At 73.8% G+C, this 25,127-nt stretch carries 24 protein-coding genes; 14 read left to right on the top strand and 10 right to left on the bottom strand.

The features are described from left to right. Positions 1-48: 48 nt before the first annotated feature. From ABZV78_RS15040 to ABZV78_RS15030, 3 genes are all read left to right on the top strand, one after another. Positions 49-561, top strand: a complete 513-nt coding sequence (locus ABZV78_RS15040; RefSeq protein ID WP_355638904.1) for an HIT domain-containing protein — start codon at positions 49-51, stop codon at positions 559-561. Positions 562-608: 47 nt separating this feature from the next. After that, positions 609-1,229 carry a hypothetical protein gene (locus ABZV78_RS15035; RefSeq protein WP_355638849.1) on the top strand — a complete coding sequence of 207 codons (621 nt, stop codon included), beginning with the start codon at positions 609-611 and terminating at the stop codon, positions 1,227-1,229. Between the two features lie 74 nt (positions 1,230-1,303). Continuing rightward, on the top strand, positions 1,304-2,362 hold the full coding sequence (locus ABZV78_RS15030; RefSeq protein ID WP_355638847.1) for an aldo/keto reductase: 1,059 nt from the start codon (positions 1,304-1,306) through the stop codon (positions 2,360-2,362). 150 nt (positions 2,363-2,512) lie between these two features. Here ABZV78_RS15030 and ABZV78_RS15025 read toward each other — a convergent pair whose 3' ends face one another. Next, positions 2,513-4,675 carry an elongation factor G-like protein EF-G2 gene (locus tag ABZV78_RS15025; RefSeq protein ID WP_355638845.1) on the bottom strand — a complete coding sequence of 721 codons (2,163 nt, stop codon included), beginning with the start codon at positions 4,673-4,675 and terminating at the stop codon, positions 2,513-2,515. 252 nt (positions 4,676-4,927) lie between these two features. On the opposite strand from ABZV78_RS15025, the gene pgsA reads away from it, so the two are divergent. The 7 genes from pgsA (at position 4,928) to ABZV78_RS14990 (ending at position 10,959) form a co-directional block, all read left to right on the top strand. Further along, positions 4,928-5,548 carry a phosphatidylinositol phosphate synthase gene (pgsA, locus tag ABZV78_RS15020; protein WP_355638843.1) on the top strand — a complete coding sequence of 207 codons (621 nt, stop codon included), beginning with the start codon at positions 4,928-4,930 and terminating at the stop codon, positions 5,546-5,548. Next, positions 5,545-6,471, top strand: a complete 927-nt coding sequence (locus ABZV78_RS15015) for a phosphatidylinositol mannoside acyltransferase (RefSeq protein WP_355638841.1) — start codon at positions 5,545-5,547, stop codon at positions 6,469-6,471. Before pgsA ends, ABZV78_RS15015 begins: the two co-directional genes overlap by 4 nt. A 14-nt stretch (positions 6,472-6,485) precedes the next feature. Beyond that, positions 6,486-7,646 (top strand): glycosyltransferase family 4 protein, encoded by a 1,161-nt coding sequence (locus tag ABZV78_RS15010; RefSeq protein WP_355638839.1) that lies wholly within the window; start codon positions 6,486-6,488, stop codon positions 7,644-7,646. Positions 7,647-7,728: 82 nt separating this feature from the next. Then, the gene (locus ABZV78_RS15005) at positions 7,729-8,232 is read left to right on the top strand and encodes a hypothetical protein (RefSeq protein WP_355638902.1); all 504 of its coding nucleotides are present in this window, start codon (positions 7,729-7,731) and stop codon (positions 8,230-8,232) included. A gap of 136 nt (positions 8,233-8,368) precedes the next feature. After that, positions 8,369-9,286 (top strand): pyridoxal 5'-phosphate synthase lyase subunit PdxS, encoded by a 918-nt coding sequence (gene pdxS / locus ABZV78_RS15000; RefSeq protein ID WP_355638837.1) that lies wholly within the window; start codon positions 8,369-8,371, stop codon positions 9,284-9,286. 56 nt (positions 9,287-9,342) lie between these two features. Next, a complete protein-coding gene (pdxT, locus tag ABZV78_RS14995; protein WP_355638835.1) occupies positions 9,343-9,948 on the top strand; it encodes a pyridoxal 5'-phosphate synthase glutaminase subunit PdxT in 606 nt (201 codons plus the stop codon). A gap of 261 nt (positions 9,949-10,209) precedes the next feature. Then, complete coding sequence (locus ABZV78_RS14990) at positions 10,210-10,959, top strand: YebC/PmpR family DNA-binding transcriptional regulator (protein WP_355638833.1); 750 nt, start codon at positions 10,210-10,212, stop codon at positions 10,957-10,959. Positions 10,960-11,020: 61 nt separating this feature from the next. Here the strand turns inward: ABZV78_RS14990 and ABZV78_RS14985 are convergent, their stop codons facing one another. Continuing rightward, complete coding sequence (locus ABZV78_RS14985) at positions 11,021-11,614, bottom strand: hypothetical protein (RefSeq protein WP_355638832.1); 594 nt, start codon at positions 11,612-11,614, stop codon at positions 11,021-11,023. 134 nt (positions 11,615-11,748) lie between these two features. Next, entirely contained in the window at positions 11,749-12,315 is a 567-nt protein-coding gene (locus ABZV78_RS14980; protein ID WP_355638830.1) for a hypothetical protein, read from the bottom strand. Positions 12,316-12,501: 186 nt separating this feature from the next. On the opposite strand from ABZV78_RS14980, the gene ABZV78_RS14975 reads away from it, so the two are divergent. Next, positions 12,502-13,911, top strand: coding sequence for a serine/threonine-protein kinase (locus ABZV78_RS14975; protein WP_355638828.1), 1,410 nt, complete (start codon positions 12,502-12,504; stop codon positions 13,909-13,911). An 8-nt stretch (positions 13,912-13,919) separates the two neighbouring features. Here ABZV78_RS14975 and ABZV78_RS14970 read toward each other — a convergent pair whose 3' ends face one another. Beyond that, a complete protein-coding gene (locus ABZV78_RS14970) occupies positions 13,920-14,465 on the bottom strand; it encodes a hypothetical protein (RefSeq protein WP_355638826.1) in 546 nt (181 codons plus the stop codon). Then, positions 14,458-14,997, bottom strand: a complete 540-nt coding sequence (locus ABZV78_RS14965; RefSeq protein ID WP_355638824.1) for an RNA polymerase sigma factor — start codon at positions 14,995-14,997, stop codon at positions 14,458-14,460. Before ABZV78_RS14965 ends, ABZV78_RS14970 begins: the two co-directional genes overlap by 8 nt. A 163-nt stretch (positions 14,998-15,160) precedes the next feature. On the opposite strand from ABZV78_RS14965, the gene ABZV78_RS14960 reads away from it, so the two are divergent. Next, positions 15,161-15,730, top strand: a complete 570-nt coding sequence (locus ABZV78_RS14960; RefSeq protein ID WP_355638822.1) for a GNAT family protein — start codon at positions 15,161-15,163, stop codon at positions 15,728-15,730. Positions 15,731-15,791: 61 nt separating this feature from the next. Here the strand turns inward: ABZV78_RS14960 and ABZV78_RS14955 are convergent, their stop codons facing one another. Continuing rightward, positions 15,792-16,736, bottom strand: a complete 945-nt coding sequence (locus ABZV78_RS14955) for a permease prefix domain 1-containing protein (protein ID WP_355638820.1) — start codon at positions 16,734-16,736, stop codon at positions 15,792-15,794. Then, on the bottom strand, positions 16,733-17,074 hold the full coding sequence (locus ABZV78_RS14950; protein WP_355638818.1) for a PadR family transcriptional regulator: 342 nt from the start codon (positions 17,072-17,074) through the stop codon (positions 16,733-16,735). The genes ABZV78_RS14955 and ABZV78_RS14950 overlap by 4 nt, the downstream gene beginning before the upstream one ends. A 186-nt stretch (positions 17,075-17,260) precedes the next feature. Here ABZV78_RS14950 and dnaE point away from each other — a divergent pair, with 186 nt between their 5' ends. Continuing rightward, positions 17,261-20,794 (top strand): DNA polymerase III subunit alpha, encoded by a 3,534-nt coding sequence (dnaE, locus tag ABZV78_RS14945; protein WP_355638816.1) that lies wholly within the window; start codon positions 17,261-17,263, stop codon positions 20,792-20,794. Positions 20,795-20,811: 17 nt separating this feature from the next. On the opposite strand, the gene ABZV78_RS14940 is transcribed toward dnaE, so the two are convergent. The 3 genes from ABZV78_RS14940 to ABZV78_RS14930 form a co-directional block, all read right to left on the bottom strand. Next, complete coding sequence (locus tag ABZV78_RS14940) at positions 20,812-21,153, bottom strand: NIPSNAP family protein (protein WP_355638814.1); 342 nt, start codon at positions 21,151-21,153, stop codon at positions 20,812-20,814. 68 nt (positions 21,154-21,221) lie between these two features. Beyond that, positions 21,222-21,902: a response regulator gene (locus tag ABZV78_RS14935; protein ID WP_355638812.1), complete on the bottom strand. Its 681-nt coding sequence runs from the start codon at positions 21,900-21,902 to the stop codon at positions 21,222-21,224. Continuing rightward, complete coding sequence (locus tag ABZV78_RS14930) at positions 21,899-23,485, bottom strand: sensor histidine kinase (RefSeq protein WP_355638810.1); 1,587 nt, start codon at positions 23,483-23,485, stop codon at positions 21,899-21,901. The genes ABZV78_RS14935 and ABZV78_RS14930 overlap by 4 nt, the downstream gene beginning before the upstream one ends. A 138-nt stretch (positions 23,486-23,623) precedes the next feature. Between ABZV78_RS14930 and ABZV78_RS14925 the strand changes: the two genes are divergently transcribed. Continuing rightward, positions 23,624-25,127, top strand: a 1,504-nt coding sequence (locus ABZV78_RS14925) for a cation:dicarboxylase symporter family transporter (RefSeq protein ID WP_355638808.1), incomplete at its 3' end; no start/stop codon positions are given.

Genomic DNA, 25,127 nt, shown 5'->3' with positions numbered 1-25,127 from the left:
GCGGAACGGCACTTCGACGACGGCGTCGGCGGCGGCGGTGACAACGGTCTGGCGGACGGGCTGGAGCGGCTCTGGACGCCGCACCGGATGACCTACATCTCGGGCGAGGACCGGCCCGAGGGCGGGTACGAGAAGCCGACCGGCTGCCCGTTCTGCCTCGCCCCCGGCCTGCCGCCGGACCAGAGTCTGGTGGTGGCCCGGGGCGAGCACGTCTTCGCGGTGCTCAACCTCTACCCCTACAACCCGGGGCACCTGCTGGTCTGCCCCTACCGGCACGTGGCGGACTACACCGAGCTGGACGTGCCGGAGACCGCCGAGCTGGCCGTCTTCACGAAGGACGCCATGCGGGTGGTCCGGCACGTCTCCAACGCGCACGGCTTCAACCTGGGCATGAACCAGGGCGGTGTGGCCGGCGCGGGCATCGCCGCGCACCTGCACCAGCACGTGGTGCCGCGCTGGGGCGGCGACGCCAACTTCATGCCGGTGATCGGCCGCACCAAGGTGCTGCCGCAACTGCTCGCCGACACCCGGGACCTGCTCGCCAAGGCCTGGCCGGCCTGACGGCCGCGGGCGCACCCCGCCCCGCGCCCGACAGTACGATCTTGCGCATGGCCCTGCTGCACCGCGCGGAACTGCGCCCCTCGAAGCTCGACCTGCTCGCCGCCTGGCTGCCCGGCCGGCCCTGGTTCGCCGGCGCCGCGGGCGCGGAGGTCACCCGGGTGGCGGCCTACCGGTTCGACGACCCGGCCGGCGAGGTCGGCATCGAGACCATGCTGGTCCGGTCCGGGGACGGGCCCGTCCTCCAGGTGCCGCTCACCTACCGCGCCGCCCCGCTGGCCGGCGCCGACCGCTGGCTGGTCGGCACCACCGAGCACTCCGTGCTCGGCCCGCGCTGGGTCTACGACGCCTGCGGTGACCCGGTCTACCCGCCCGCCCTGGCCGCCGCCGTCCTCGCCGACGCCGGGCAGGCGGAGGAGTACTTCGAGGTCGACGGCCGCCGCGAGGTGCGTGCGCCGAGCATGACCCTGACCGGCGCCCGGACCGGCAACCCGCCGGCGTTCGACCTGGTCGACGAGGTGGTTGACGGTGACCCGACGCTGATCCGCGCCGGCGACGCGGAGCTGGCCCTGGTCCGCCGGCCGGCCCCCGCCGACGCCCCGGCGCCGGCCCGGCTGACGGGCTCCTGGGCAGGGCAGGCCGACCCGGTGCTGCTGGCGTACGCCCGCTGACCGTCCGCCGGTCGGCCCGGGACCCGGGGTGAGGATGCCGCCCACCGGTCGCGGGAAGGTGGCAGGATGCGGCGATGGCAGTCAGCACGCGGCCGTTGGGCCGCAGCGGCATCGCGGTCAGCGCCCTTGGCATGGGCTGCTGGGCGATCGGCGGCCCGTGGGCCGAGGGCTCCCGACCGCTGGGCTGGGGTGTCGTGGACGACGACGAGTCGATCCGGGCGGTCCGCCGCGCCCTCGACCTCGGGGTGACCCTCTTCGACACGGCCGACACCTACGGCGCCGGGCACGGCGAGCGGATCCTCGGCCGGGCCCTCGCGGGCCGTCGCGACGAGGCGGTGATCGCCACCAAGTGGGGCTACACCTTCGACGAGCGGACCCGGCAGGCCACCGGGGAGGACGCCTCGCCGGAGTACCTGCGGCGGGCGGTCGTGGACTCGTTGCGCCGGCTGGACACCGACCGGATCGACCTCTACCAGCTGCACCTGGCCGACCTGCCGGTGCCCCGGGCCGAGGCGCTGATCGGCACCCTGGAGGACCTGGTGGCCGACGGCCTGATCCGGGCGTACGGCTGGAGCACCGACCGGGCCGACCGGGCGGCCGCCTTCGCCCAGGTCGCCCGGGGCGCCGCCGCCGTGCAGCACGGCCTGTCGGTGCTCCGGGACGCCCCCGCCATGCTGGCCGCCTGCGAGAAGCACGACCTGGCCAGCCTGGCCCGGGGACCGCTCGGGATGGGCCTGCTCACGGGCAAGTACACCCCGGAGTCCACGCTGCCCCGCGACGACGTGCGCGGCACCGCCCCGAACTGGCTGGAGTGGTTCCGCAGCGGCCGGCCCGCCCCGGAGTGGCTGCGCCGGGTCGCCGCCGTCCGCGGCGCCCTGACCGCCGACGGGCGGACCCTCGCGCAGGGCGCGCTCGGGTGGATCTGGGCGCGCAGCGGCCGGGCCGTGCCGATCCCGGGCGCCCGCACGGTCGCCCAGGTGGAGGAGAACACCGCCGCGCTGGCCCGGGGCCCGCTCGCTGCCGACCAGTTCGCCGAGGTGGAGCGCCAGCTCGCCGCCCTGCGCGCGGCCGCCCTGCGCGACGCCGACCGCCCGCACTGGCCCATGCCGCCCGTCCCCGCCGCCCGCCCCTGACCGCGCCACCCCCCCGCCGCCTCGCCCCGCCCCCTCGCCCCGCTCCGGCGATCATGGAGTTGTGGCACCGCCGAAATCGGTCTCAATTGGATGAATGGGGAACCACAACTCCATGATCGGCGCAGGCGGTTGCGGGGGACGTGGCGCGCGTCAGGAGCGGCCGCCGGCCTCCTTGCGGACCTGCTCGGCGAGGTGGGCCGGCATCGGCTCGTAGCGGGCGAACTCGCGGCGGAAGGTGCCGGTGCCGGCGGTCATCGAGCGCAGCTCGACGGCGTAGCGCAGCAGTTCGGTGGCGGGGACCTCGGCGCGGACCAGGGTGCGGCCCTCGGCGTCCGGGTCCGGCTCGGTGCCGAGCACCCGGCCGCGCCGGCCGGACAGGTCGCCCATCACGGCGCCCACCGACTGGTCGGACACCCGGACGGTCACCTCGTCGACCGGCTCCAGCAGCGTCGGCTGCCCCTTCTCGGCGGCGTCCCGCAGGGCCAGCGCGCCCGCGGTCTGGAACGCCGCGTCGGAGGAGTCCACGCTGTGCGCCTTGCCGTCGAAGAGGGTGACCCGCAGGTCCACCACCGGGTAGCCGCCGACCAGGCCGCGCTCCATCTGCGCCCGGACGCCCTTCTCCACCGACGGGATGTAGTTGTGGGGGACCGCGCCGCCCACCACCTTGTCAACGAACTCGAAGCCGGTGCCCCGGGGCAGCGGCGTGACCTCGATGTCGCAGACCGCGTACTGGCCGTGGCCGCCGGACTGCTTGACGTGCCGGCCGTGGCCCTTGGCGGCGGCCGTGAACGTCTCGCGCAGCGCCACCCGGACCGGCTCGGTCTCCAGCTCCACCCCGCCGGCGCGCAGCCGGTCGAGCACCACGTCGGCGTGCGCCTCGCCCATGCACCAGAGCACCAGCTGGTGGGTCTCGGCGTTGCGGTCCAGCCGCAGCGTCGGGTCACCGGCGACCAGCCTGCCCAGGTTGCGGGCCAGGGCGTCCTCGTCGGCCCGGCTCTTCGCCACGATGGCCACCGGCAGCAGCGGCTCCGGCATCTCCCACGGGGCGATGAGCAGCGGGTCCTCCTTGGCGGAGATGGTGTCGCCGGTCTCCGCGCTGCCCGACTTGGTGATCGCGCAGATGTCGCCGGCCACCGCGGTGGTCACCTCGCGCAGCGTCGCGCCGAGCGGGCTGTAGATGTGGCCGACCCGCTCGTCGGCGTCGTGGTCGGGGTGGCCGCGCTCGGCCATGCCGTGGCCGGACACGTGGATGACCTGGTCGGGGCGGAGGGTGCCGGAGAAGACCCGGACCAGGGAGACCCGACCGACGTGCCGGTCCACTGTCGTCTTGACCACCTCGGCGACCAGCGGCCCGTCGGGGTCGCAGGCCAGCGGCGGCCGGGGCGAGCCGTCCACCCCGGTGACCGCGGGCAGTTCGTGCTCCAGCGGCGACGGGAACGCCGCCACCAGGCCGTCCAGCAGCACGTCCAGGCCGACGCCGGTCTCCGCGCAGACCGGCACCACCGGGTAGAAGTGGCCGCGGGCGACCGCCGTCTCCAGGTCGGTGATGAGCACCTCGGTGTCGATCTCCTCGCCGCCGAGGTAGCGGTCCATGAGGGTCTCGTCCTCGCTCTCCGCGATGATCCCCTCGATCAGCTCGTTGCGGGACTCCAGGATGGCGGGCAGGTGCTCCGGGTCCGGCTCGCGCACGGCCGCCGGCAGGCCCTGGGAGTAGTCGAAGACCCGCCGGGTGATCAGCCCCATCAGGCCGGCGACCGACTCGCCGTCGTCGCCCAGCATCGGCAGGTAGAGCGGGAGCACGTTGTCGCCGAAGACCCGCTGGCAGAGCGCCACCGCCTCGTCGAAGTCGCCGCGCGGGTGGTCCAGCCGGGTCACCGCGACGGCGCGGGGCATGTCCACCGCGGCGCACTCCTCCCAGAGCGCGGCGGTGGCCGCGTCCATGCCGTCGACGGCGGAGACCACGAACAGCGCCGCGTCGGCGGCCCGCAGCCCGGCCCGCAACTCGCCGACGAAGTCGCCGTACCCGGGCGTGTCCAGAAGGTTGACCTTGACGTCGTGGTGCAGCAGCGGGGCGCAGGCCAGGCTCACCGAGCGCTGCTGGCGTACGGCGGCGGGGTCGTGGTCGCAGACCGTGGTGCCGTCGGTGACGCTGCCGGCCCGGCCGATCGTGCCGCTGGCCGCGAGCAGCGCCTCGACCAGGGTCGTCTTGCCCGCTCCGGAGTGCCCGACGAGCACCACGTTGCGAACCCTGCCGGGCTCGGTCACCACCGGCGCGCCGCCGGTGACACCCTTCTCCTGATTCTTCTGCGCCATCGCGGCGCACCTCCCTCAACCGGTGGTGGTGGCGACCGCCGCGCGCGACGGGGAAGCGGCCCCGGGCGGGCACCGCGGCGATATCTTCCGGTGATCTCCTGGACGACGGGTACGCGGACGGGTGACCCGGTGAACTGGCTCACCTCCCACGCTCGATCTCACACCCGTAACCGGGCCGGCACAAGTGTGCCTGGCGGGTCGGGACGACCGGCTGTGTTCCCGCCGGCTGCCGGCCGTTATCGTGGGACCGCCATGGCGAAGATCTTCCAAGTGACGGCCCGCGCGGGCATGACCCGCGTCGTGGAGCCGGTCGCGCGCGGCCTGCTCCGCGCCGGCGTGTCCCCCAACGCGGTCACCGTGACCGGCACCGTCGGCGTGCTCGTCGGCGCGCTCGGCTTCGGCGCCCGCGGCCATCTGGTCGCCGGCGCGCTGATCGTCACGGTCTTCGCGCTCACCGACCTGCTCGACGGCACGATGGCCCGGATGAGCGGCGGCTCCACCCGGTTCGGTGCCTTCCTCGACTCGAGCATGGACCGGATCGCCGACAGCGCGGTCTTCGGCGCGGTCGCCTACTGGCTGGCCACCGAGCACGAGTATTCCGGCGTGGCCGCCGCGCTGCTCTGCCTGGCCGCCGGCGGGCTGGTCTCCTACGTCAAGGCCCGCGCCGAAGGGCTCGGGATGACCGCCAACGTGGGCATCGCCGAGCGCACCGAGCGGCTGCTGATCGTCGGAGTGGGCGGCCTGCTCACCGGCCTCGGCGTCGACCCGGCCCTGGAGATCGCGCTCTGGCTGCTCGCCGCCGTCTCCATCTTCACGGTCGGGCAGCGGATGGCCCATGTGTACCGGCAGGCGCAGCTGGTCGGCCGGGAGTGAACCTCACCGAGGCGGGCTACGTCGCCGGCTGGCGCCTGGTCCGCGCGCTGCCCCGGCCCGTGGTCGCCGCCGCCTTCCGGGCGGGCGCCGACCGCGCCCACCGCAGGGGCGGCAAGGGTACGTCCCGGCTGCGTGCCAACCTGCGCCGGGTGGTCGGCCCCGAGCTGCCCGAGGCGGAGCTGGACGAGCTGGTCCGCGCCGGCCTGCGGTCGTACGCCCGGTACTGGCTGGAGGCGTTCCGGCTGCCCAGCCTGAGCCGGCAGCAGATCCTCGCCGGGTTCCACCTCGACGGCCAGGAGAAGCTCGCCGCCGACGTGGCGGCCGGCCGGGGCGCGGTGGTCGCGCTGCCGCACGCCGGCAACTGGGACGCCGCCGGCGCCTGGGTGGCCGCCAACGGCTGGCCGATCACCACGGTCGCCGAACGGCTCGCGGAGGGCGTCTACGAACGCTTCCTCGCCTTCCGGCAGGGCCTCGGCATGGAGATCCTGCCCACCTCCGGCGGCGACCGGCCGGCGTTCGACGTGCTGGTGGACCGGCTGCGGGCCGGCGCCGTGGTGCCGCTGCTCGCCGACCGGGACCTCTCCGCGCGGGGCGTCGAGGTGGAGTTCTTCGGCGGCCGCACCCGGATGCCGCCCGGTCCGGCCCTGCTGGCGCTGCGCACCGGCGCGCCGCTCTACGTGGCCTCGCTGTGGTACGAGCCGGACGGGGCCCGGGCCGCCCTCGAGGGCCCGCTGGAGCTGCCCGAGGAGGACAGCGCCCCGCTGGACGCCCGGGTGCGCGCGGTGACGCAGCGGATTGCCGACGGTCTGGCGGCGGGCATCGCCCGGCATCCGGAAGACTGGCACATGTTGCAGCGGATGTGGCTGGACCAGCGCACGGACGGCACGCCGGCACAGCCGCCGGCCATCAGCGGGACGATCTGAGGGAGCGGGGCGCAATGCGGATCGGCATCGTGTGCCCGTACTCCTTCGACGTCCCGGGCGGGGTGCAGAACCACGTCATGGACCTGGCCGAGGCGCTGCTCGGGCTCGGCCACGAGGTGAGCGTGCTGGCCCCGGCCGACGAGGACTCGCCGCTGCCGCCGTACGTGGTGTCGGCCGGCCGGGCGGTGCCGCTGCCGTACAACGGCTCGGTGGCCCGGATCGCCTTCGGCCCGGTCTCCACGGCCCGGGTGCGGCGCTGGATCACCCGCGGCGACTTCGACGTGCTGCACGTCCACGAGCCGCTCACCCCCAGCCTGTCGATGCTCGCCGTGCTCTGCGCCCGGGGTCCGGTGGTGGCCACCTTCCACACCGCGATGACCCGGTCCCGGGTGCTCTCCGCCGCGCAGGGGGTGCTCCAGATCCTCCTCGAACGGATCACCGCCCGGATCGCGGTGAGCGCCCTGGCCCGCAAGGTGCAGGTCGAGCACATGGACGGCGGCGCCGTGGAGATCCCCAACGGGGTGGCGGTGGCGAAGTTCGCCGGCGTCGAGCCGCTGCCCGGCTGGCCGGGGGAGTGTGCGCCGGGCTCCGGCGGGACGCTCGGTTTCCTGGGCCGGTTCACCGAGCCCCGCAAGGGCTTCCCGATCCTGCGGGACGCCTTCGTCGCGCTCGCCCCGCACCGCCCCGGCCTGCGCCTGCTGGTGGCCGGGCCCGGCGACGCCGACGACCTCTACGGGCAGTTCCCGGCCGCGCTGCGGGACCGGGTCACCTTCCTCGGCATGGTCTCCGAGGCGGACAAACCTCGCATGCTGCGCAGCCTGCACCTGTACGTCGCGCCGAACACCGGCGGGGAGTCCTTCGGGATGATCCTCACCGAGGCGCTGGCCGCCGGCACCACCGTGGTGGCCAGCGACCTGGACGCGTTCCGCCGGGTGCTGGACGGCGGGCGGGCCGGCCGGCTCTTCCCGACCGGCGACGCGGCGGCGCTGCGTACCGCCCTGGCCGACCTGCTGGACGACGCCGAGCAGCGGGCCGCGCTGACCGCCTGCGGCGACCAGGTGGTGGCGAATTTCGACTGGCCCGTGGTTGCCCGCCGGGTTCTGGAGGTATACGCAGCGGCGATCGAGGCCACCGACGGCCGGGTCATGGACCAGGAATGGGCGGGGCTGGGCTGAACCCGGTGGCCGGTGGGGCCGCTGTGACGAGCGCGTCGACCGGTGCCCGCGCGGACCGGGCGGGATGAGGAGCAGCACTACGATGCCGGGCATGTGGTGGGTGGTGGGCGGAGTCCTGGTGCTCGGGCTGGCCTCGGCGTACCTGATCTGGACCGCCGGCCGGGTCGAGCGGCTGCAGACCCGCGCGGAGTCGGCGGCCCGGGCGCTCGACGCGCACCTGCTGCGCCGCGCGGCCGCCGCCGCGGTCCTGGCCGAACAGCGCTACGGCGTGGAGCTCTACGCGGCCGCCCGGATCGCCCTGGACGCCGTCCCCGACGAGCGGGAGGCCGCGGAGAACGACCTCACCCGGCAGCTGCGCACCGTGGAGCTGGACCCGGCGGACCCGGCCTGCGAGGCGGTGATCGCGGCCAGCCGGCGGCTGGCCCTGGCCCGGCAGGTGCACACCGACCTGGTCCGGGACGCCCGGTCGGCCCGCGGCCGCCCCCTGGTACGCCTGTTCCGGATGGGACGCGGGCGGGAGTGGCCCCGCTACTTCGACGTCGACGACCCCACGCTCACCCCGCGGGCGGACGTCCCCACCGGCTGAGCGGGCGGTGGCCCGACGCCGGTGACGCCGGCCACAGAGCAGGCCACCGGGGGTCTGATTGGCTGTCGGCCCGGCGTTGACCCCGTCGTAGCCTTCTGGCAGCCACCCCCAGAGCACGTCCAAGGAGCGATGACCCGTGCCCGAATCCACCTCCCCGAACAGCAACGCCAACCCGGTCGTCGGCACCGCCCGCGTCAAGCGGGGAATGGCCGAGATGCTCAAGGGCGGCGTGATCATGGACGTGGTCACCCCCGAGCAGGCCAAGATCGCCGAGGACGCGGGCGCGGTCGCCGTCATGGCGCTGGAGCGGGTGCCCGCCGACATCCGCGCCCAGGGCGGCGTCTCCCGGATGAGCGACCCGGACATGATCGACGGCATCATCAACGCGGTCTCCATCCCGGTGATGGCCAAGGCCCGGATCGGCCACTTCGTCGAGGCGCAGGTCCTCCAGTCCCTCGGTGTCGACTACGTCGACGAGTCCGAGGTGCTGACCCCGGCCGACTACGAGAACCACATCGACAAGTGGGCGTTCACCGTCCCCTTCGTCTGCGGCGCGACCAACCTGGGCGAGGCGCTGCGCCGGATCACCGAGGGCGCCGCCATGATCCGCTCGAAGGGCGAGGCCGGCACCGGTGACGTCTCCAACGCCACCACCCACATGCGCAAGATCCGCAAGGAGCTCCGCCGACTCCAGTCGCTGCCGGCCGACGAGCTGTTCGTCGCGGCCAAGGAGCTGCAGGCGCCGTACGAGCTGGTCAAGGAGGTCGCCGAGACCGGCAAGCTGCCGGTCGTGCTGTTCACCGCGGGCGGCATCGCCACCCCGGCGGACGCGGCCATGATGATGCAGCTCGGCGCCGAGGGCGTCTTCGTCGGCTCGGGCATCTTCAAGTCGGGCAACCCGGCCCAGCGCGCCGCCGCCATCGTGAAGGCCACCACCTTCCACGACGACCCGGACGTGCTGGCCAAGGTCTCCCGCGGCCTGGGCGAGGCGATGGTCGGCATCAACGTCGACGAGATCCCGCAGCCGCACCGGCTGGCCGAGCGCGGCTGGTGACGGCGACCGGACGGGGCCCGGCCCGGGCCCCGTCCGACGAGCGAGAGGAGCGAGGAGTGACCGCACCCGTCATCGGTGTGCTCGCCCTCCAAGGCGACGTGCGCGAGCACATCGCCGCCCTGGCCGGGGCCGGCGCGGACGCCCGTCCGGTGCGCCGCCCGGCCGAGCTGGACGCGGTCGACGGCCTGGTGATCCCGGGCGGGGAGTCGACCACCATGAGCAAGCTCGCCGACATCTTCGAGATGCGCGAGCCGATCGACAAGCGGATCGCCGGCGGCATGCCGGTGTACGGGTCCTGCGCCGGCATGATCATGCTGGCCACCGAGGTGCTCGACGGCCGCCCCGACCAGCGCGGCTTCGCCGGCATCGAGATGACCGTCCGGCGCAACGCGTTCGGCCGGCAGGTCGACTCGTTCGAGGCGCCGGTGGAGATCACCGGGGTCGAGGGCGAGCCCTTCCACGCGGTCTTCATCCGGGCCCCCTGGGTCGAGCGGGTCGGCGCGGGCGTCGAGGTGCTCGGCCGGGTCACTGAGGGGCCGGCCGCCGGCCGGATCGTCGCGGTCCGGCAGGGCCACCTGCTGGCCACCTCGTTCCACCCGGAACTCACCGGCGACCTGCGGCTGCACCGCTACTTCGTGGACCTGGTCCGGGCCGCCGCCTGAGGCGCTTTCCTCCTGGTTGCGACGCCGACGGGGCGTGTCTCCCGGGGGCCGGTCGGTCGCCCTCCGGTGCGGCCCCCGGTCACTCGGCCGGCCCCGTCACGGTGCCGGGTGTGACATGCGGGGACGCGACCTCGGTAGGATTGCCGCGGTTCGGCAGGGCTCACCGCCCGCCGCCGCCCCCCAGCCGACCGCCCGGCGGTCCCGGTTCGGCGCGGGCGCGGACAGTCGACGCAGGCGTGAGTCAACAGACGGAGGTATGAGATGTCCGGCCACTCAAAGTGGGCGACCACCAAGCACAAGAAGGCCGTCATCGACGCCAAGCGCGGCAAGATGTTCGCCAAGCTGATCAAGAACGTCGAGGTGGCGGCCCGGACCGGCGGCGGGGACCCCGCAGGTAACCCGACCCTCTACGACGCCATCCAGAAGGCGAAGAAGAACTCCGTCCCGAACGACAACATCGACCGCGCCGTCAAGCGCGGCTCCGGGCTGGAGGCCGGCGGCGCCGACTACCAGACGATCATGTACGAGGGCTACGGCCCGAACGGCGTCGCGCTGCTCATCGAGTGCCTCACCGACAACCGCAACCGCGCCGCCACCGAGGTGCGCACCGCGCTCACCCGCAACGGCGGCTCGTTCGCCGACGCCGGCTCGGTGTCGTACATGTTCTCCCGCAAGGGCGTGGTGATCGTCCCCAAGGCCGGCACCACCGAGGACGACGTGATGATGGCCGTGCTCGACGCGGGCGCCGAGGAGGTCAACGACCTCGGCGAGGCGTTCGAGGTGGTCTCCGAGCCGACCGACCTGATCCCGGTCCGCACCGCCCTGCAGGACGCCGGCATCGAGTACGAGTCGGCCGAGTCCTCCCTCGTCCCCAGCGTCAACGTGCCGCTGGACGAGGAGGGCGCGCGCAAGATCTTCAAGCTGATCGACGTGCTCGAGGACTGCGACGACGTGCAGAACGTCTACGCCAACTTCGACGTCTCCGACGAGGTCATGGCCGCCGTCGGCTGACCTCGACCGTACGCGCTTCGCGCCGGGCGACCTGGTCGCCCGGCGCGACGTCGTCTCCGGGTCAGCAGGAGGTGCCCTGCCGGAAGTTCCGCTCGACGAAGGACGCCGGCCCGACCTCGAAGTAGCCGGCACCGGGGCGGATCGGGTGGCCGGTGAACAGTTCGACCCGGGACCCGTACCGCACGAGGTACGCCTCGGCGTCGCCCGCGTCGTTGCGGATCAGCGCCCCGCGCCGCCCGTAGACGCGCTCCAGTTCGGCGAAGGACATGCCGACCGACGCGCCGGCCGGGGAGCGCGGCGGGACGGTGGCCGTGCCCACCGACACCAGCCGGCCGTTCCGGAAGGCCAGGAGGATCACCCCGGCCCAGGCCCCGGTCGCGCCGGCGTGCCGCACCCCGGCGCAGCCCGGCACGGTCCAGTCGATCAGGCCGGCCGCCGCGAGCCGGTCCAGCCGTGCGCCGATCCGGTACGGGCCGGTGCCCCGGACGCTGAGCACCTCGACCTGCGTGGCGGCCGATGGGCCGCCCAACGGCGCGCGGTCGGCGGTCGCCCGGGCCGCCGGGGCGCCGGCCGAGGCCGGGGCGGCCACGGTCATCGGGACGGCGGCGGTGAGGGCCAGCAGTCCGGCGAGGATGGTGGACGAGAGACGGTTCATGGCGGATCTCCTTCCGTGGGCTCTTCCTGCCCTGTTGGTCTCCGGCCGGGCCGGTTCGGTTCGTCGGGTTGCCGACCGTCCGGCCGGGCGACCGGAGGCGACGCCGGGATGCGGGGGGCCGGTAGGAGGCCCGGTCAGACCACCACCACGGTGATCGGGTACGTCCGGCCGTTCTGCGGGATGGTCACCACGACGGTGCCGGTCCGCACGAACCGGATGTCCACGACGCCGGCCTCGTAGCTGCGGGAGACCAGGTCCGTCCGGTCGACGGTGACCAGGCCCGGCCCGATGCCCCGGATGCGCAGGACGCCGCCGGTGGCGAGACACAGCGACTTCAGCAGCGCCAGTTCGGTCTCGGCGAGGACCAGGTCGTAGCGCACCGGGCCGAGGCACGCGCTCGGCGGGGTGGGCCGGGCCGTCCGGCTCCGCGTGGACGCGGACGGCGCGGAACTCCGGCTCGGCGGCGTGGCCGTCGACGGCCCAGGGGCCGTGGTGGGCGGCGCGGTGGCGACGGTGCTGGCCGCCGGGCTCGGCGGCCGGACCGGCAGCGGCGAGAGCGGACGATCGACGCAGGCCGGCACCCCGATCAGGACGGCCAGGACGGCGAGGGTGGTCAGGGCGGCGGCGCGCCGGCGGCTCCAGTGGGGCGGCTCACCCATCGGCCACAGCCCGGTGCGGGCGGTGGACGAGAGACGGTTCATGGCGAGTCTCCTTCTGTGAACTTTCTCGTGCCCTGTTGGTCTCCGGCCGGGCCGGTTCGGTTCGTCGGATTGCCGACCGTCCGGCCGGGCGACCAGGGGGCGACGCCGTCGGGACAGCCGCCGGCCGGGTGCGGCGTCTACCGTCGAGGGAAGGGCGGCCGGGTGACGATCGGCGGTGGTGATGGGATGACCGCGCCGACTCGGATCGGGGCCTACCGGGTGGAGCGGCTGCTCGGGGCGGGCTCCTTCGCCACGGTCTGGCTCGCGTACGACCCGGTGCTCGACGGCCGGGTGGCGATCAAGGTGCTGGCCGAGAACTGGAGCCACGACCTGCGGGTGCGGGAACGCTTCCTGGACGAGGCGCGTCTGCTGCGCCGGCTGGACCACGACCGCCTGGTCCGGGTGCACACCGTGGGCGAACTGCCCGACGGTCGCCCGTACGCCGTGCTGGCCTGGGCGGACGGCGGCAGCCTGCGGGACCGGCTGGCGCGGGGTCCGCTGCCGGCGGCCGCGGCCGTGACGCTGCTCGACGAGATCGCGGCGGGGGTCGCGGTGCTGCACCGGCACGGGGTGGTGCACCGCGACCTGACGCCCGGCAACATCCTCTTCCGGTCCGGGCCGGGCACCGAGCGCGTGCTCGTCGCCGACCTGGGGCTGGCCAAGGCGCTCGCCGCCGCCTCCGGGCTGACCGCCCGGGCGGGGACCCCCGGCTACATGGCGCCGGAGCAGGACGACCCGCTCGCGGTCGTCGACACCCGCGCGGACGTGTTCGGGCTGGGCCGCCTCGGCCTCCGGCTGCTCGGCGACGCCACGGTGCCGGCCGGCGCCCGGGAGGACCGACGGGCCGGCCCGGCGCTGCCGCGGCTGCGGGCCGGCGTGCCGCCCGGGGTGGCCGCGGTGCTCCGCACGGCCACCGCCGCCCGGCCGGCCGACCGCTACCCGGACGCCGAGGCGTTCCGGGCGGCCCTCCGGCACGCCGCGACGGCCGCCACCGGGCACGCGGCGACTGCCCCCGCCGGGCCTCCCGGCGGCGCTGGTTCGCAGCCGCCCCGGAGGCGGCGGCTCGCCGCCTCCGGGGCGGTCGCGATGGTGCTCGTCGCCCTGGGCGCCACCGCGGGCGACGCGGCCGGCCGCTCCCCGAGCGGCGCGGTGGGCCGCAGCGGCCCGCTCACGGTCGCTCTGCCGGCCGGCTGGCGGGCCGACGGCACCGGCTGGGCCGGGCAGTACGGCGACGACGGCGAGCTGGAGCCGGCGCTGGTGGTGTCACCGGACCCGGGCCGCTGGGCGGCGGACCCGGACGTGCCCGGCGCCTTCGTCGGCCTCTCCGCCGGCACAGCCCGCCGCACCACCCCGGAAGGCTTCCTCGCCGAACGCCCGCACGCGGACTGCGCCGCGGCGCCGGTGCGGCGCACCCGGCAGGGCGGCGTCGACTGGGTGGTCGCCGCGTTCGCCTGCCCCGGCGGCCGGCCGGTGATCGTCGAGGCCGCCGGGCGGGCCGCCGGCCCGGCCGGCCTGCTCTACGTGCAGCTCACCCCGCCACCGGGCAGCGGCCCGGACTTCGTCGACGCCCTGCTCGCCGGGGTGCGGGTCCGGTAGCCGCCCGGTCAGACCACCACCACGGTGATCGGGTAGGTCCGGCCGTTCTGCGGGATCGTCACCACGACGGTGCCGGTCCGCACGAACCGGATGTCCACGACGCCGGCCTCGTAGCTGCGGGAGACCAGGTCCGTCCGGTCGACGGTGACCAGGCCCGGCCCGATGCCCCGGATGCGCAGGACGCCGCCGGTGGCGAAACACAGCGACTTCACCAGGGCCAGCTCGGTCTCGGCGAGGACCAGGTCGTAGCGCACCGCGCCGAGACAGGCGCTCGGCAGCGCGGTCGACGCCGACGCGGCGGGCCGGGCCGTCCGGCTCCGGGTCGGCGCGGGCGGCGCGGGGCTCCGGCTCGACGGCGTGGCCGTCGACGGCCCCGGGGCGGTGGCGGTGGTGGGCGGCGCGGCGGCACCGACGGTGCTGGCCGCCGGGGCCGGCGGCCGGACCGGAAGCGGCGAGACCGGGCGGTCGGCGCAGGCCGACGCCCCGGCCAGGACGGCAAGGACGGCGAGGGCGGGGGCGGCGCGTCGACGCCTCCGGCGGGGCGGGTCAGCCATCGGACATCCGCTGCCGGACCTGCCGGCGGGCCTCGTGGATCCGGGACTTCACGGTCCCCTCCGGCAGGTCGAGCAGGCCGGCGATCTCGCGATAGCTCAGCCCGAGCACGTCCCGCAGGGTCACCGCCTCGGCCAGGTCGGGAGGGACCGCGTCGAGCGCGTCGAGCAGGTCGATCCGGGTGCCGGCCACCACGCTGGTCCGGCGGGGATCGGGCGGATCGGGCAGCGGCACGCCGCCGGCCTCCAGCTGCCAGCGCCGGCGCAGCACCCGGTAGGTGGAGCGCGCCCGGTTCGCGGTGAGCCGGTACAGCCAGGTGTGGAACGACGACCGCTCCTCGAACCGGGTGATCCCCCGGGCCAGCGCCAGCAGCGCGTCCTGGCAGGCGTCCTCGGCGTCCTGCCGGTGGGGCAGCAGGCGGGCGCACTGGCGCAGCACCTCGGGCCGCACGGCGACCAGCAGCGCGTCGAGGGCGTCCCGATCGCCGCGCGCGGCCGACCGGGCCAGCTCGTCGGTACCGTCCGGGAGAGGCATCAGCTCGTCCAGTGCTCGCCGGGTGGGCCGGGATTCCAGGCTATGCCCGCCGCCGCCCGGACGCACCGGCCGAGTCCGGCAGCCGACCCGACCACCCTGGCTCGACGCCTGTCACCGGGAAACCGGGCTGACCGGCCGGCCGCCGCGCCCGTACCCTGCCCGCATGCTCGTCCCCGACCTGCCGCTGCGCACCGAACGCCTGCTGCTGCGCGCCTTCACCCCCGGCGACCTGGCCGTCCTCCGCGACTACCGCGGCCGGCCCGAGGTCTGCCGGTTCCTCTACCACGAGCCCTACGACGACGCCGCCGCGCGGGCGGCCGTGGACCGGATGGTGCGGCGGACGGCGCTGCGCGCGCCGGGTGACGTGCTCAACCTGGCCCTGGTGCTGCCGGAGACCGGTGAGTTCGTCGGCGACGTGCTGCTCAGCTGGACCAGCGGCGAGCATCGGCAGGGCGAGATCGGCTATGTCGCCCACCCTGACCACACCGGCCGGGGCTACGTCACCGAGGCGGCCCGGGAGATGCTGCGGCTCGGCTTCGACGGCCTCGGGCTGCACCGGATCGTCGGCCGGCTGGACGCCCGCAACGCCGCCTCGGCCCGGGTGCTGGAGCGCCTCGGCATGCGCCGCGAGGCGCACCTGCGGGAGAACGAGTTCGTCAAGGGCGAGTGGACCGACGAGGCCGTGTACGCCCTGCTCGCCCGGGAGTGGCGGGCCCTGGTGGCGCGGGTCTGAGCCCCGCCGTACGCCAGCCGGCGCGCCCCCCGGTCGGGAGGGCGCGCCGGGCCGGCGGCGTTCAGTCGGCGGCCTTGCGGGCCTTGACCGCGCTGTCGATCACGTCCCAGACCACGACCACGGCGGTCACCACGGTGGCGATCTGGGCCACGTCCTCCGCACCGCCCTCCCGCAGCCAGGCGAAGCGCTCGATCAGCGCCGGATTGAGCAGCCGGTCGGTGAGCAGCAGCCAGACCAGCGGCACCGCGAACGACAGGTTGAGCACGGCGTTGACCGCGACCAGCGGCCAGGTCCACCGGCCGGCCCGGTACTTCGCGATCTCCAGCCCCATGGTGGCGACCAGCACCACGATCAGCGCCGGCAGCCAGAAGTTCCAGAGCGCCGGGTCGATCATCGCCAGCCGGGAGCCGTCCCCGGACAGCCAGGGCTGGAAGTGCTGCCAGGGCAGGAACGCGATGGCGATGAGCAGGAACACGATCGAGGCGCAGCTGTCGACCAGGGTGACCTGCCGCTCCCGGGTCTCCTCGGGCAGCTGGTCGACCGTCCACGCGGGCAGGTTCAGCGAGGTGTCGGTGCGCTCCAGCACGGCGAAGCACAGGGTGACCCAGAAGGCGATCTGCACCGCGGTCTGCAACCCGCTCGCGACGCCCGCGCCGATCGCCGCGCCCGGCTCGCCGCCGACCGTCGCCTTGACCACGCCGGTCACCACGCCGACGATCGCCGGGATGAAGGTGAGCAGCACCCGCAGCAGCCGCCACCAGACCAGGTAGTAGCGCGGGCCGATGAGCTGGAGGCGGCGGTCGGTGTAGCGGGCCGCGAGCTGCTCGGGGTTGCCCAGCTCGGTGAGCACCTCCCGCTCGGCGGCGCCGCGGTCCTGACCGCCGCCGGCCCGGTCGTCGATCATGTCCTCGATGGAGGCGCGCAGCTCGTCGGCGAGCTCCGTCCGGCGCTGTGTCGGCACGGCCCGCAGGGTGGCCGCGAGGTAACGGTCGGTCAGGGAGCTCATCTTCCCACTCCTTCGATCAGCTGGGTGACGGACGTGTGCACCGCGGTCAGGTCGTCGAGGAGGCGGCCCAGCACCGCTTCGCCCTCGTCACTGGTGCGGTAGAACTTGCGCGGCCGGCTCTCCTCGGTGTTCCACTCGCTGGTCAGCAGCCCCTGTTCCTCCAGCCGCCGGAGCAGGGGATAGAGGGTGTTGGCGTCGACCGGAAAACCGTGCGCCGCCAGCCGTTGCAGCAACGCGTAGCCGTAGTCGGGCCGGCGCAGGGCGACCAGGCTGGCCACCACCACCGTGCCGCGCCGCAGCTCCTGGAGATGGGTCCGCAGGACCTCCTCGCTCACCATGCATCACACGATACTGTGTGCCACACACTATACGCAAGCCGCACAGCATCGTGTGCGCCAGCACCATCGGCGCGGAGAGACCCCGGCCACCCTCGGCGCGGACGGTGGAGCCGGTCAGATCACCTCGGTAGGGTGGGTCGGTCGAGTCCGACGCAGCCTTGATCCACACCCCGGGGGGCGCCACGCATGGGCGATTCGTTCGCGCATCTGCACGTACACACCGAGTACTCGATGCTCGACGGGGCGGCCCGGCTCAAGGACCTCTTCGCCGAGGCGGAGCGGCTCGGCATGCCGGCGGTGGCGATGACCGACCACGGCAACATGCACGGCGCGAACGACTTCTACAAGCAGGCGATGGCCGTCGGGATCACCCCGATCCTCGGCGTCGAGGCGTACGTGGCGCCGGAGTCGCGCTTCCACAAGCAGCGGGTCAAGTGGGGCCGCCCGGAGCAGAAGAGCGACGACGTCTCCGGCAACGGCGCGATCACCCACATGACCATGTGGGCGCAGAACAAGGCCGGGCTGCACAACCTCTTCAAGCTCAACTCCCGCGCCTCGATGGAGGGTCACTACATCAAGTGGCCCCGGATGGACATGGAGCTGATCGCCGAGTACGCCGAGGGGATCATGGCGACCACGGGCTGCCCGTCCGGCGCGGTGCAGACCCGGCTGCGGCTCGGCCAGTTCGACGAGGCGCTCAAGGTCGCGGGTGCGTACCAGGACATCTTCGGCAGGGAGAACTACTTCCTCGAGCTGATGGACCACGGCCTCGACATCGAGAAGCGGGTCCGCGACGGGCTGACCGAGATCGGCCGGAAGCTCGCCATCCCGCCGGTGGTCACCAACGACTCGCACTACACGCGCGAGGAGCAGGCGGAGGCGCACGACGTGCTGCTCTGCGTGCAGACCGCCAGCAACATCGACGACCCCAACCGGTTCCGCCTCGAGGGCGGCGGCTACTACATCAAGTCGGCCGACCAGATGCGCGCGGTCAACACCTCGGAGCTCTGGCAGCAGGGTTGCCGCAACACCCTGCTGGTCGCCGAGAAGGTCGACCCGGCCGGGATGTTCGAGTTCCACAACCTGATGCCGCGGTTCCCGATCCCCGAGGGCGAGACCGAGGAGTCCTGGTTCCGCAAGGAGGCCTTCGCCGGGCTGGCCCGCCGCTTCCCGAACGGCATCCCGGAGGGGCACGTCGTCCAGGCGGAGTACGAGCTGGGCGTCATCATCCAGATGGGCTTCCCGTCCTACTTCCTCGTGGTCGCCGACTTCATCCAGTGGGCGAAGAGCCAGGGCATCGCGGTCGGCCCGGGCCGTGGCTCGGCCGCCGGCTCGCTGGTCGCGTACGCCCTCGGCATCACCGACCTGGACCCGATCCCGCACGGCCTGATCTTCGAGCGGTTCCTCAACCCCGAGCGCATCTCGATGCCGGACGTCGACATCGACTTCGACGAGCGCCGGCGCGGCGAGGTGATCCGCTACGTCACCGACAAGTGGGGCGAGGACAAGGTCGCGCAGATCGCCACCTTCGGCACCATCAAGGCGAAGGCCGCGATCAAGGACTCGGCCCGGGTGCTCGGCTACCCGTACGCGGTGGGCGACCGGATCACCAAGGCGATGCCGCCGGCGGTGATGGGCAAGGACATCCCGCTCTCCGGCATCTTCGACCCGAAGCACCCCCGCTACGCCGAGGCGGGCGAGATCCGCGGCCTCTACGAGTCCGACCCCGACGTCAAGAAGGTCATCGAGACCGCGAAGGGCATCGAGGGCCTGATCCGGCAGACCGGTGTGCACGCCGCCGGCGTCATCATGTCCGCCGAGCCGATCATCGACCACATCCCGCTGATGCGGCGGGACTCCGACGGCGTCATCATCACGCAGTTCGACTACCCGACCTGCGAGTCGCTCGGGCTGCTGAAGATGGACTTCCTCGGCCTGCGCAACCTCACGATCATCGACGACGCGGTCAAGAACATCCAGCTCAACCACAGCAAGGAGCTGGACCTGCTGGGCCTGCCGCTGGACGACAAGGCGGCCTACGAGCTGCTCGCCCGCGGCGACACGCTGGGCGTGTTCCAGCTCGACGGCGGGCCGATGCGCTCGCTGCTGCGGCTCATGAAGCCGGACAACTTCGAGGACATCTCCGCCGTGCTGGCGCTCTACCGGCCCGGCCCGATGGGCGTGGACTCGCACACCAACTACGCGCTGCGCAAGAACGGCCTCCAGGAGATCACCCCGATCCACCCAGAGTTGGAGGAGCCGCTGCGGGAGATCCTCGCGCCCACCTACGGCCTCATCGTCTATCAGGAGCAGGTGCAGCGCGCCGCGCAGATCCTCGCCGGCTACACGCTCGGCCAGGCCGACCTGCTGCGCCGGGCGATGGGCAAGAAGAAGAAGGAGATCCTCGACAAGGAGTTCATCCCGTTCCGCGACGGCTGCCGCGAGCGCGGCTACTCCGACGAGGCCATCCAGGCGGTGTGGGACGTCCTCGTCCCGTTCGCCGGCTATGCGTTCAACAAGGCGCACTCCGCCGCGTACGGCCTGGTGTCGTACTGGACCGCGTACCTCAAGGCGCACTACCCGGCCGAGTACATGGCGGCGCTGCTCACCTCGGTGGGCGACGACAAGGACAAGATGGCGCTCTACCTCTCCGAGTGCCGCCGGATGCGCATCCAGGTCCTCCCGCCGGACGTCAACACCTCGGCCGGGCCGTTCACGCCGGTCGGCGAGGACATCCGGTTCGGCCTGGCCGCGGTGCGCAACGTCGGCGCGAACGTGGTGGCGGCGATCATGCGGTGCCGGGAGGAGAAGGGCGAGTACGCCGACTTCTACGACTTCCTGTCCAAGGTGGACGCGGTGGCCTGCAACAAGAAGACCATCGAATCGCTCATCAAGGCGGGCGCCTTCGACTCGCTGCGGCACAGTCGCAAGGGCCTGCTCGCCGTGCACGCCGACGCCATCGACGCCTACGCCGACGTCAAGCGCAAGGAGGCCGTCGGCCAGTACGACCTGTTCGGCGCCGGCTTCGGTGACGTGGACACCGGCGGCAGCACCACGGTGATGCCGGTCATCGCCGAGGGGGAGTGGGACAAGCGGGACAAGCTCGCCTTCGAGCGCGAGATGCTCGGCCTGTACGTCTCCGACCACCCGCTCTTCGGCCTGGAGCACGTGCTCGGCGCGGCCGCCGACTGCACCATCCCGGCGCTCTCCGAGGAGGGCACCGTGCCCGACGGCGCGGTGGTCACCCTGGCCGGCATCCTCTCCGGCGTGCAGCGCCGGGTCACCAAGCAGGGCCGGGCCTGGGCCTCGGCCACCCTGGAGGACCTGGCCGGTGGGGTGGAGACGCTCTTCTTCCCCAACACCTACGAGGTGATCGGGCAGTACATCGCCGAGGACGCCATCGTGGTGGTGAAGGGGCGGGTGGACCGCCGCGACGACACGCCGCGCATCATGGCCATGGACATGCAGATGCCTGACATCAGCAGCAACCCGGCGAACAAGCCGGTCACCCTCACCATCCCGGTGCACCGCTGCACGCCGCCACTGGTGGAGAAGCTCAAGGAGACCCTGGTGCTGCACCCGGGCGACACCGAGGTGCACGTCAAGCTGCTCAACGGCGGCAAGGTCACCACACTGCGCCTCGGCCCGTTCCGGGTGGCGGCCACCACCGCGCTGATGGGCGACCTGAAGAGCGTCCTCGGCCCGGCCAACGTGAGCTGAGCCGCCGGCGGCTCAGCTCATAGCCGGTGCCCGCCCAGGACGTCGGCGGCGGCGTCGGAGGTCTCCAGCACCACGGTGTGGTAGCTCTCGATGCGCGACAGGATCGCGTCGCGGGGGCCGTCCCGCCAGGCGTCGCTGCCGTAGAAGGCCGCCTCCTGCTCGTCCCGCACCGCCAGGGACGGGAAACCCCGGATCAGGTACGCCTCCTCGTGGCCGTCCTCCCGGGCCAGGGACGCCCCGGCGGCCACCACCCGGATGCCGAAGCGGCCGAGCAGCGGCCCGGCCTCCTCCCGCATCACCCGGACGAACTCGTCGACCGTCCCGGGCTTCAGGCGATAGGTGCGGATCTCGAGAATCATCGACGACCTCCGGTGTGGCTGCGAGGCTGACGCTATCCGTCCCCGCCCCGCCGGATCCACCCCGATCGTCAGACCGGCCGGTATTCGACCTCGGGGCGGCCGGGTGTGCCGTAGCGGGGCGCGCGGACCGCGCGGTCGGCGGAGACCAGGTATTCCAGGTAGCGCCGGGCGGTCACCCGGGAGATGCCGGTGCGCCGGCCGACCTCGGTGGCGGAGAGCCCGCCGTCGCCCAGGGCGGCCAGCACGGTGTGCAGGGTCTGCTCGTCCAGGCCCTTGGGCAGGGTGTGCCGGGCCGCCCCGCGCAGGGTGGCGAACATGCGGTCCACCTCGTGCTGGGCGGCCACCTCGCCGTCGGCGAGAGCCTGCCGCCGGTACTCGGCGTACCGCTCGAGCTTGTCGCGGAAGGCGGCGAAGGTGAACGGCTTGAGCAGGTAGTGGGTCACCCCGAGGGACACCGCGGTGCGGACCACCGCGAGGTCCCGGGCCGAGGTCACCGCCAGCACGTCCACGCTGCTGCCCGCCGCCCGCAGGGCCCGGCACACGTCCAGGCCGTGCAGGTCGGGGAGGCGGAAGTCGAGCAGGACCAGGTCGACGTCCGCGCCGCCGCGCTGGCGCAGCGCCGCCATCGCGTCCCGCGCGGTGTGCACCACCCCGACCACCACGAACCCGGGCACCCGTTCGGTGTACGCCTTGTGCGCCTCGGCCAGCAGCGGCTCGTCCTCGACCACCAGCACCCGGACGTCGCTCATCGGGCCACCCGCTGGACCGGCAGCCGGACGGTGAACACGGTCTCCCCGTCGTCGGTGCGGGCGACCTCCGAGGCGCCGCCGTGCCGCCGGACCACCTGCCCGACCAGTGCCAGGCCGAGCCCCCGGCCGGCGCTCTTGGTGGACCAGCCGCGCCGGAACGCGTCCGCCACCCGGTCCGCGTCCAGCCCGGGACCGCTGTCGCCGACCCGGACCACCAACTCGTCCTCGGACGCGCCGACGAAGACCCGGACGCGGCGCGGCAGCGGGGCGCCGGCGACCGCCTCGAGGGCGTTGTCGACCAGGTTGCCGACCACGGTGAGCAGGTCGTCGGTGGGCAGCGGGCTGTCGTCGAGCCGGCAGTCCGGCTCGATCACCAGGTCCACGCCGCGCTCGCCGGCCCGCGCCGACTTGCCGAGCAGCAGGGCGGCCAGCGCCGGTTCGGTCACCGCCCCGACCACCCGGTCGGTGAGCTGCTGGGCGAGCGCCAGGTCGCGGGTGGCCAGGCGGACCGCCTCGTCGGAGCGGCCCAGCTCCACCAGGGTGAGCACCGTGTGCAGCCGGTTCGCCGACTCGTGGGTCTGCGCCTGCAGTGCCTCGGTGAGGGCGCGGACCGAGTCCAGTTCGCTGGCCAGGTTGCGCAGGTCGGTCTGGTCGCGCAGGGTCAGCACGGTGCCGAGCGCCGCTCCCTCGAAGCGGGTGGTCCGCTGGTTGGCGACCAGCACCCGGTCGCCGGCCAGGACCGGCTCGTCGTGCGCGTCCCGGCCGGAGGCGAGCAGCTCGGCCACCGCCGGGGGCAGGTCGATCCCGGTGACCGGCCGGTCGGTCACCGGGGTGTCGTCGGCCAGCCCGAGCAGGCGCCGGCCCTCGTCGTTGACCAGCGCCACCCGGCGGTCCCGGGTCAGCACCAGCAGCCCTTCGCGGACGGAGTGCAGGACCGCGTCGTAGTACTCGTACATCCGGGTCATCTCGCTCGGCCCGAGGCCGTGGGTCTGCCGGCGGAGCCGGCGGCTGAGCAGCCAGGACCCGGTGGCCGCGAGGGCCAGGGCGGGTGCGGCGGCGCCGAGCAGCACCGGCACCTGGGCGAGCAGCTTCCGGTTGATCGCCCGGGTGGTGATGCCCACCGAGACCAGCCCGATGATGCGGTGCTCGTCGTCGTAGACCGGGACGACCGCGCGCACCGACTCGCCTAGCGTGCCGACGTTGGTGACGGTGAACGGGTCGCCGGAGAGCGCCGGGCCGATGTCGCCGATGAACGGCTGCCCGATGAGTTCCGGGCTGGGGTGCGAGTAGCGGGTCCGGTCCGGGGCCATCACCACCACGAAGTCCGTTCCGGTGGCGACCCGGGTGGCCTCCGCGTACGGCTGGAGGGTGGCCGACGGGTCGGCGGCGGTGAGGCCCGCGCGGACGTTGGGGGAGCCGGCGACGGCCTGCGCCACGGCCAGCACCTCGTCCTTGGCGGCCTGGTGGGAGTCGCTGCGGGCCAGCCAGACGGCGCCGGCCGCGCCGGCCAGCACGAGCAGCGTCACCACCACCGCCTGGAGGGCGAAGAGCTGCCCCGCGATGCTCCACTGCCGTCGGGCCACGGATCCATCCCCTCCTCTCGCCCCGGTCGTCCCGCAAGTCTGGCGCACCCGCCCGGTCCGGTTTCGGCCACGAGTCCCGGGGGTGAACAGAATGAACGCAAGCGTGCCGTTCGCTGAGACCCGCTTCACATTGTGGGCATGGACACCACCACCACACCCACCCCCGAGGCCGCCCGGCCCGCCCGCCGGGACCGGACCCGGTACCTCTACCTGGCGGTCATCGTGGCCGTCGTCGCCGGCATCGTGGTCGGCCTCGTCGCGCCCGAGGTCGGCAAGGAGTTGAAGCCGCTGGGCACCGGCTTCGTGAACCTGATCAAGATGATGATCAGCCCGGTCATCTTCTGCACGATCGTCCTCGGCGTCGGCTCCGTCCGGCAGGCGGCCCGGGTCGGCAAGGTCGGTGGCCTCGCGCTCGGCTACTTCCTGATCATGTCCACGGTGGCGCTCGCCATCGGCCTGGTGGTCGGCAACATCATCCACCCCGGCTCGGGCCTGAACCTCGGCCCGGAGGTGGCCGACGCGGGCAAGTCCGCGGCCGGTGGCGAGAGCGGCGACACGGTCGAGTTCCTGCTCGGCGTCATTCCGACCTCGCTCCTCTCGGCGCTGACCGAGGGCTCGGTGCTCCAGACGCTGCTCGTCGCCCTGCTGGTCGGCTTCGCCGTCCAGGCCATGGGCCGGCGCGGTGAGCCGGTGCTGCGGGCCGTGGAGGTGATCCAGCGCCTCGTCTTCAAGGTGCTCTCGATGATCATGTGGGTGGCGCCGATCGGCGCCTTCGGCGCGATGGCCGCGGTGGTCGGCGCGACCGGCGTGGACGCGCTGACCAGCCTGGCGCAGATCATGCTCGGCTTCTACGCCACCTGCCTGATCTTCGTGATCGTGGTGCTCGGCGCGCTGCTGCGGCTGGTGTCGGGGATCTCGATCTTCTCCCTGCTGCGCTACCTGGGCCGGGAGTTCCTGCTGATCCTGTCCACCTCGTCGTCGGAGTCGGCGCTGCCCCGGCTGATCGCCAAGATGGAGCACTTCGGCGTGAGCAAGCCGGTGGTCGGCATCACGGTGCCCACCGGCTACTCCTTCAACCTCGACGGCACGGCGATCTACCTGACCATGGCCGCGCTGTTCATCGCCGACGCGCTGGGCAAGCCGATGGCGATCGGCGAGCAGATCGGCCTGCTGGCCTTCATGATCATCGCCTCGAAGGGCGCGGCCGGGGTCACCGGCGCCGGCCTGGCCACCCTGGCCGGCGGTCTCCAGTCGCACCGCCCGGACCTGGTCGACGGCGTCGGGCTGATCGTCGGCATCGACCGGTTCATGTCCGAGGCCCGCGCGCTGACCAACTTCGCCGGCAACGCGGTGGCCACCGTGCTGGTCGGCACCTGGACCGGCGAGTTCGACCGGGACCAGGCCCAGGCCGTGCTCAGCGGGCAGCGCCCGTTCGACGAGGCGACCATGCTGGACGAGGACGAGCCGCCGGCCGGCGGGGACACCGCGGAGGCGCCGGCGCACCAGCCCGCCAGGCTGGCCGACGCACCGGCCTGCGGTTTCCGGCCAACGTCCCGAACACGGACGGAGCGGAACTACTCCCAGTCCTCGTCGTCGGCGTCGTCCTGCGGGGCGGCCGCCTCCATCGCGTCCTCCGCCAGCG

The sequence above is a fragment of the Micromonospora sp. NPDC004540 genome, from assembly GCF_040610095.1.
Classification (GTDB): domain Bacteria; phylum Actinomycetota; class Actinomycetes; order Mycobacteriales; family Micromonosporaceae; genus Micromonospora.
The sequence above is the reverse complement of the archived record's forward strand: the minus strand, read 5'-3'. Positions and strand labels throughout refer to the sequence as shown.

What these genes read in the sequence shown, in the direction of transcription:
- ABZV78_RS15035 (WP_355638849.1), top strand. Translation starts at nt 609, where the DNA reads ATGGCCCTGCTGCACCGCGCGGAACTGCGCCCCTCGAAGCTCGACCTG.
- ABZV78_RS15030 (WP_355638847.1), top strand. Translation starts at nt 1,304, where the DNA reads ATGGCAGTCAGCACGCGGCCGTTGGGCCGCAGCGGCATCGCGGTCAGC.
- ABZV78_RS15025 (WP_355638845.1), bottom strand. Translation starts at nt 4,675, where the DNA reads ATGGCGCAGAAGAATCAGGAGAAGGGTGTCACCGGCGGCGCGCCGGTG.
- pgsA (WP_355638843.1), top strand. Translation starts at nt 4,928, where the DNA reads ATGGCGAAGATCTTCCAAGTGACGGCCCGCGCGGGCATGACCCGCGTC.
- ABZV78_RS15010 (WP_355638839.1), top strand. Translation starts at nt 6,486, where the DNA reads ATGCGGATCGGCATCGTGTGCCCGTACTCCTTCGACGTCCCGGGCGGG.
- ABZV78_RS15005 (WP_355638902.1), top strand. Translation starts at nt 7,729, where the DNA reads ATGCCGGGCATGTGGTGGGTGGTGGGCGGAGTCCTGGTGCTCGGGCTG.
- ABZV78_RS14990 (WP_355638833.1), top strand. Translation starts at nt 10,210, where the DNA reads ATGTCCGGCCACTCAAAGTGGGCGACCACCAAGCACAAGAAGGCCGTC.
- ABZV78_RS14985 (WP_355638832.1), bottom strand. Translation starts at nt 11,614, where the DNA reads ATGAACCGTCTCTCGTCCACCATCCTCGCCGGACTGCTGGCCCTCACC.
- ABZV78_RS14980 (WP_355638830.1), bottom strand. Translation starts at nt 12,315, where the DNA reads ATGAACCGTCTCTCGTCCACCGCCCGCACCGGGCTGTGGCCGATGGGT.
- ABZV78_RS14975 (WP_355638828.1), top strand. Translation starts at nt 12,502, where the DNA reads ATGACCGCGCCGACTCGGATCGGGGCCTACCGGGTGGAGCGGCTGCTC.
- ABZV78_RS14970 (WP_355638826.1), bottom strand. Translation starts at nt 14,465, where the DNA reads ATGGCTGACCCGCCCCGCCGGAGGCGTCGACGCGCCGCCCCCGCCCTC.
- ABZV78_RS14965 (WP_355638824.1), bottom strand. Translation starts at nt 14,997, where the DNA reads ATGCCTCTCCCGGACGGTACCGACGAGCTGGCCCGGTCGGCCGCGCGC.
- ABZV78_RS14960 (WP_355638822.1), top strand. Translation starts at nt 15,161, where the DNA reads ATGCTCGTCCCCGACCTGCCGCTGCGCACCGAACGCCTGCTGCTGCGC.
- ABZV78_RS14955 (WP_355638820.1), bottom strand. Translation starts at nt 16,736, where the DNA reads ATGAGCTCCCTGACCGACCGTTACCTCGCGGCCACCCTGCGGGCCGTG.
- ABZV78_RS14950 (WP_355638818.1), bottom strand. Translation starts at nt 17,074, where the DNA reads ATGGTGAGCGAGGAGGTCCTGCGGACCCATCTCCAGGAGCTGCGGCGC.
- dnaE (WP_355638816.1), top strand. Translation starts at nt 17,261, where the DNA reads ATGGGCGATTCGTTCGCGCATCTGCACGTACACACCGAGTACTCGATG.
- ABZV78_RS14940 (WP_355638814.1), bottom strand. Translation starts at nt 21,153, where the DNA reads ATGATTCTCGAGATCCGCACCTATCGCCTGAAGCCCGGGACGGTCGAC.
- ABZV78_RS14935 (WP_355638812.1), bottom strand. Translation starts at nt 21,902, where the DNA reads ATGAGCGACGTCCGGGTGCTGGTGGTCGAGGACGAGCCGCTGCTGGCC.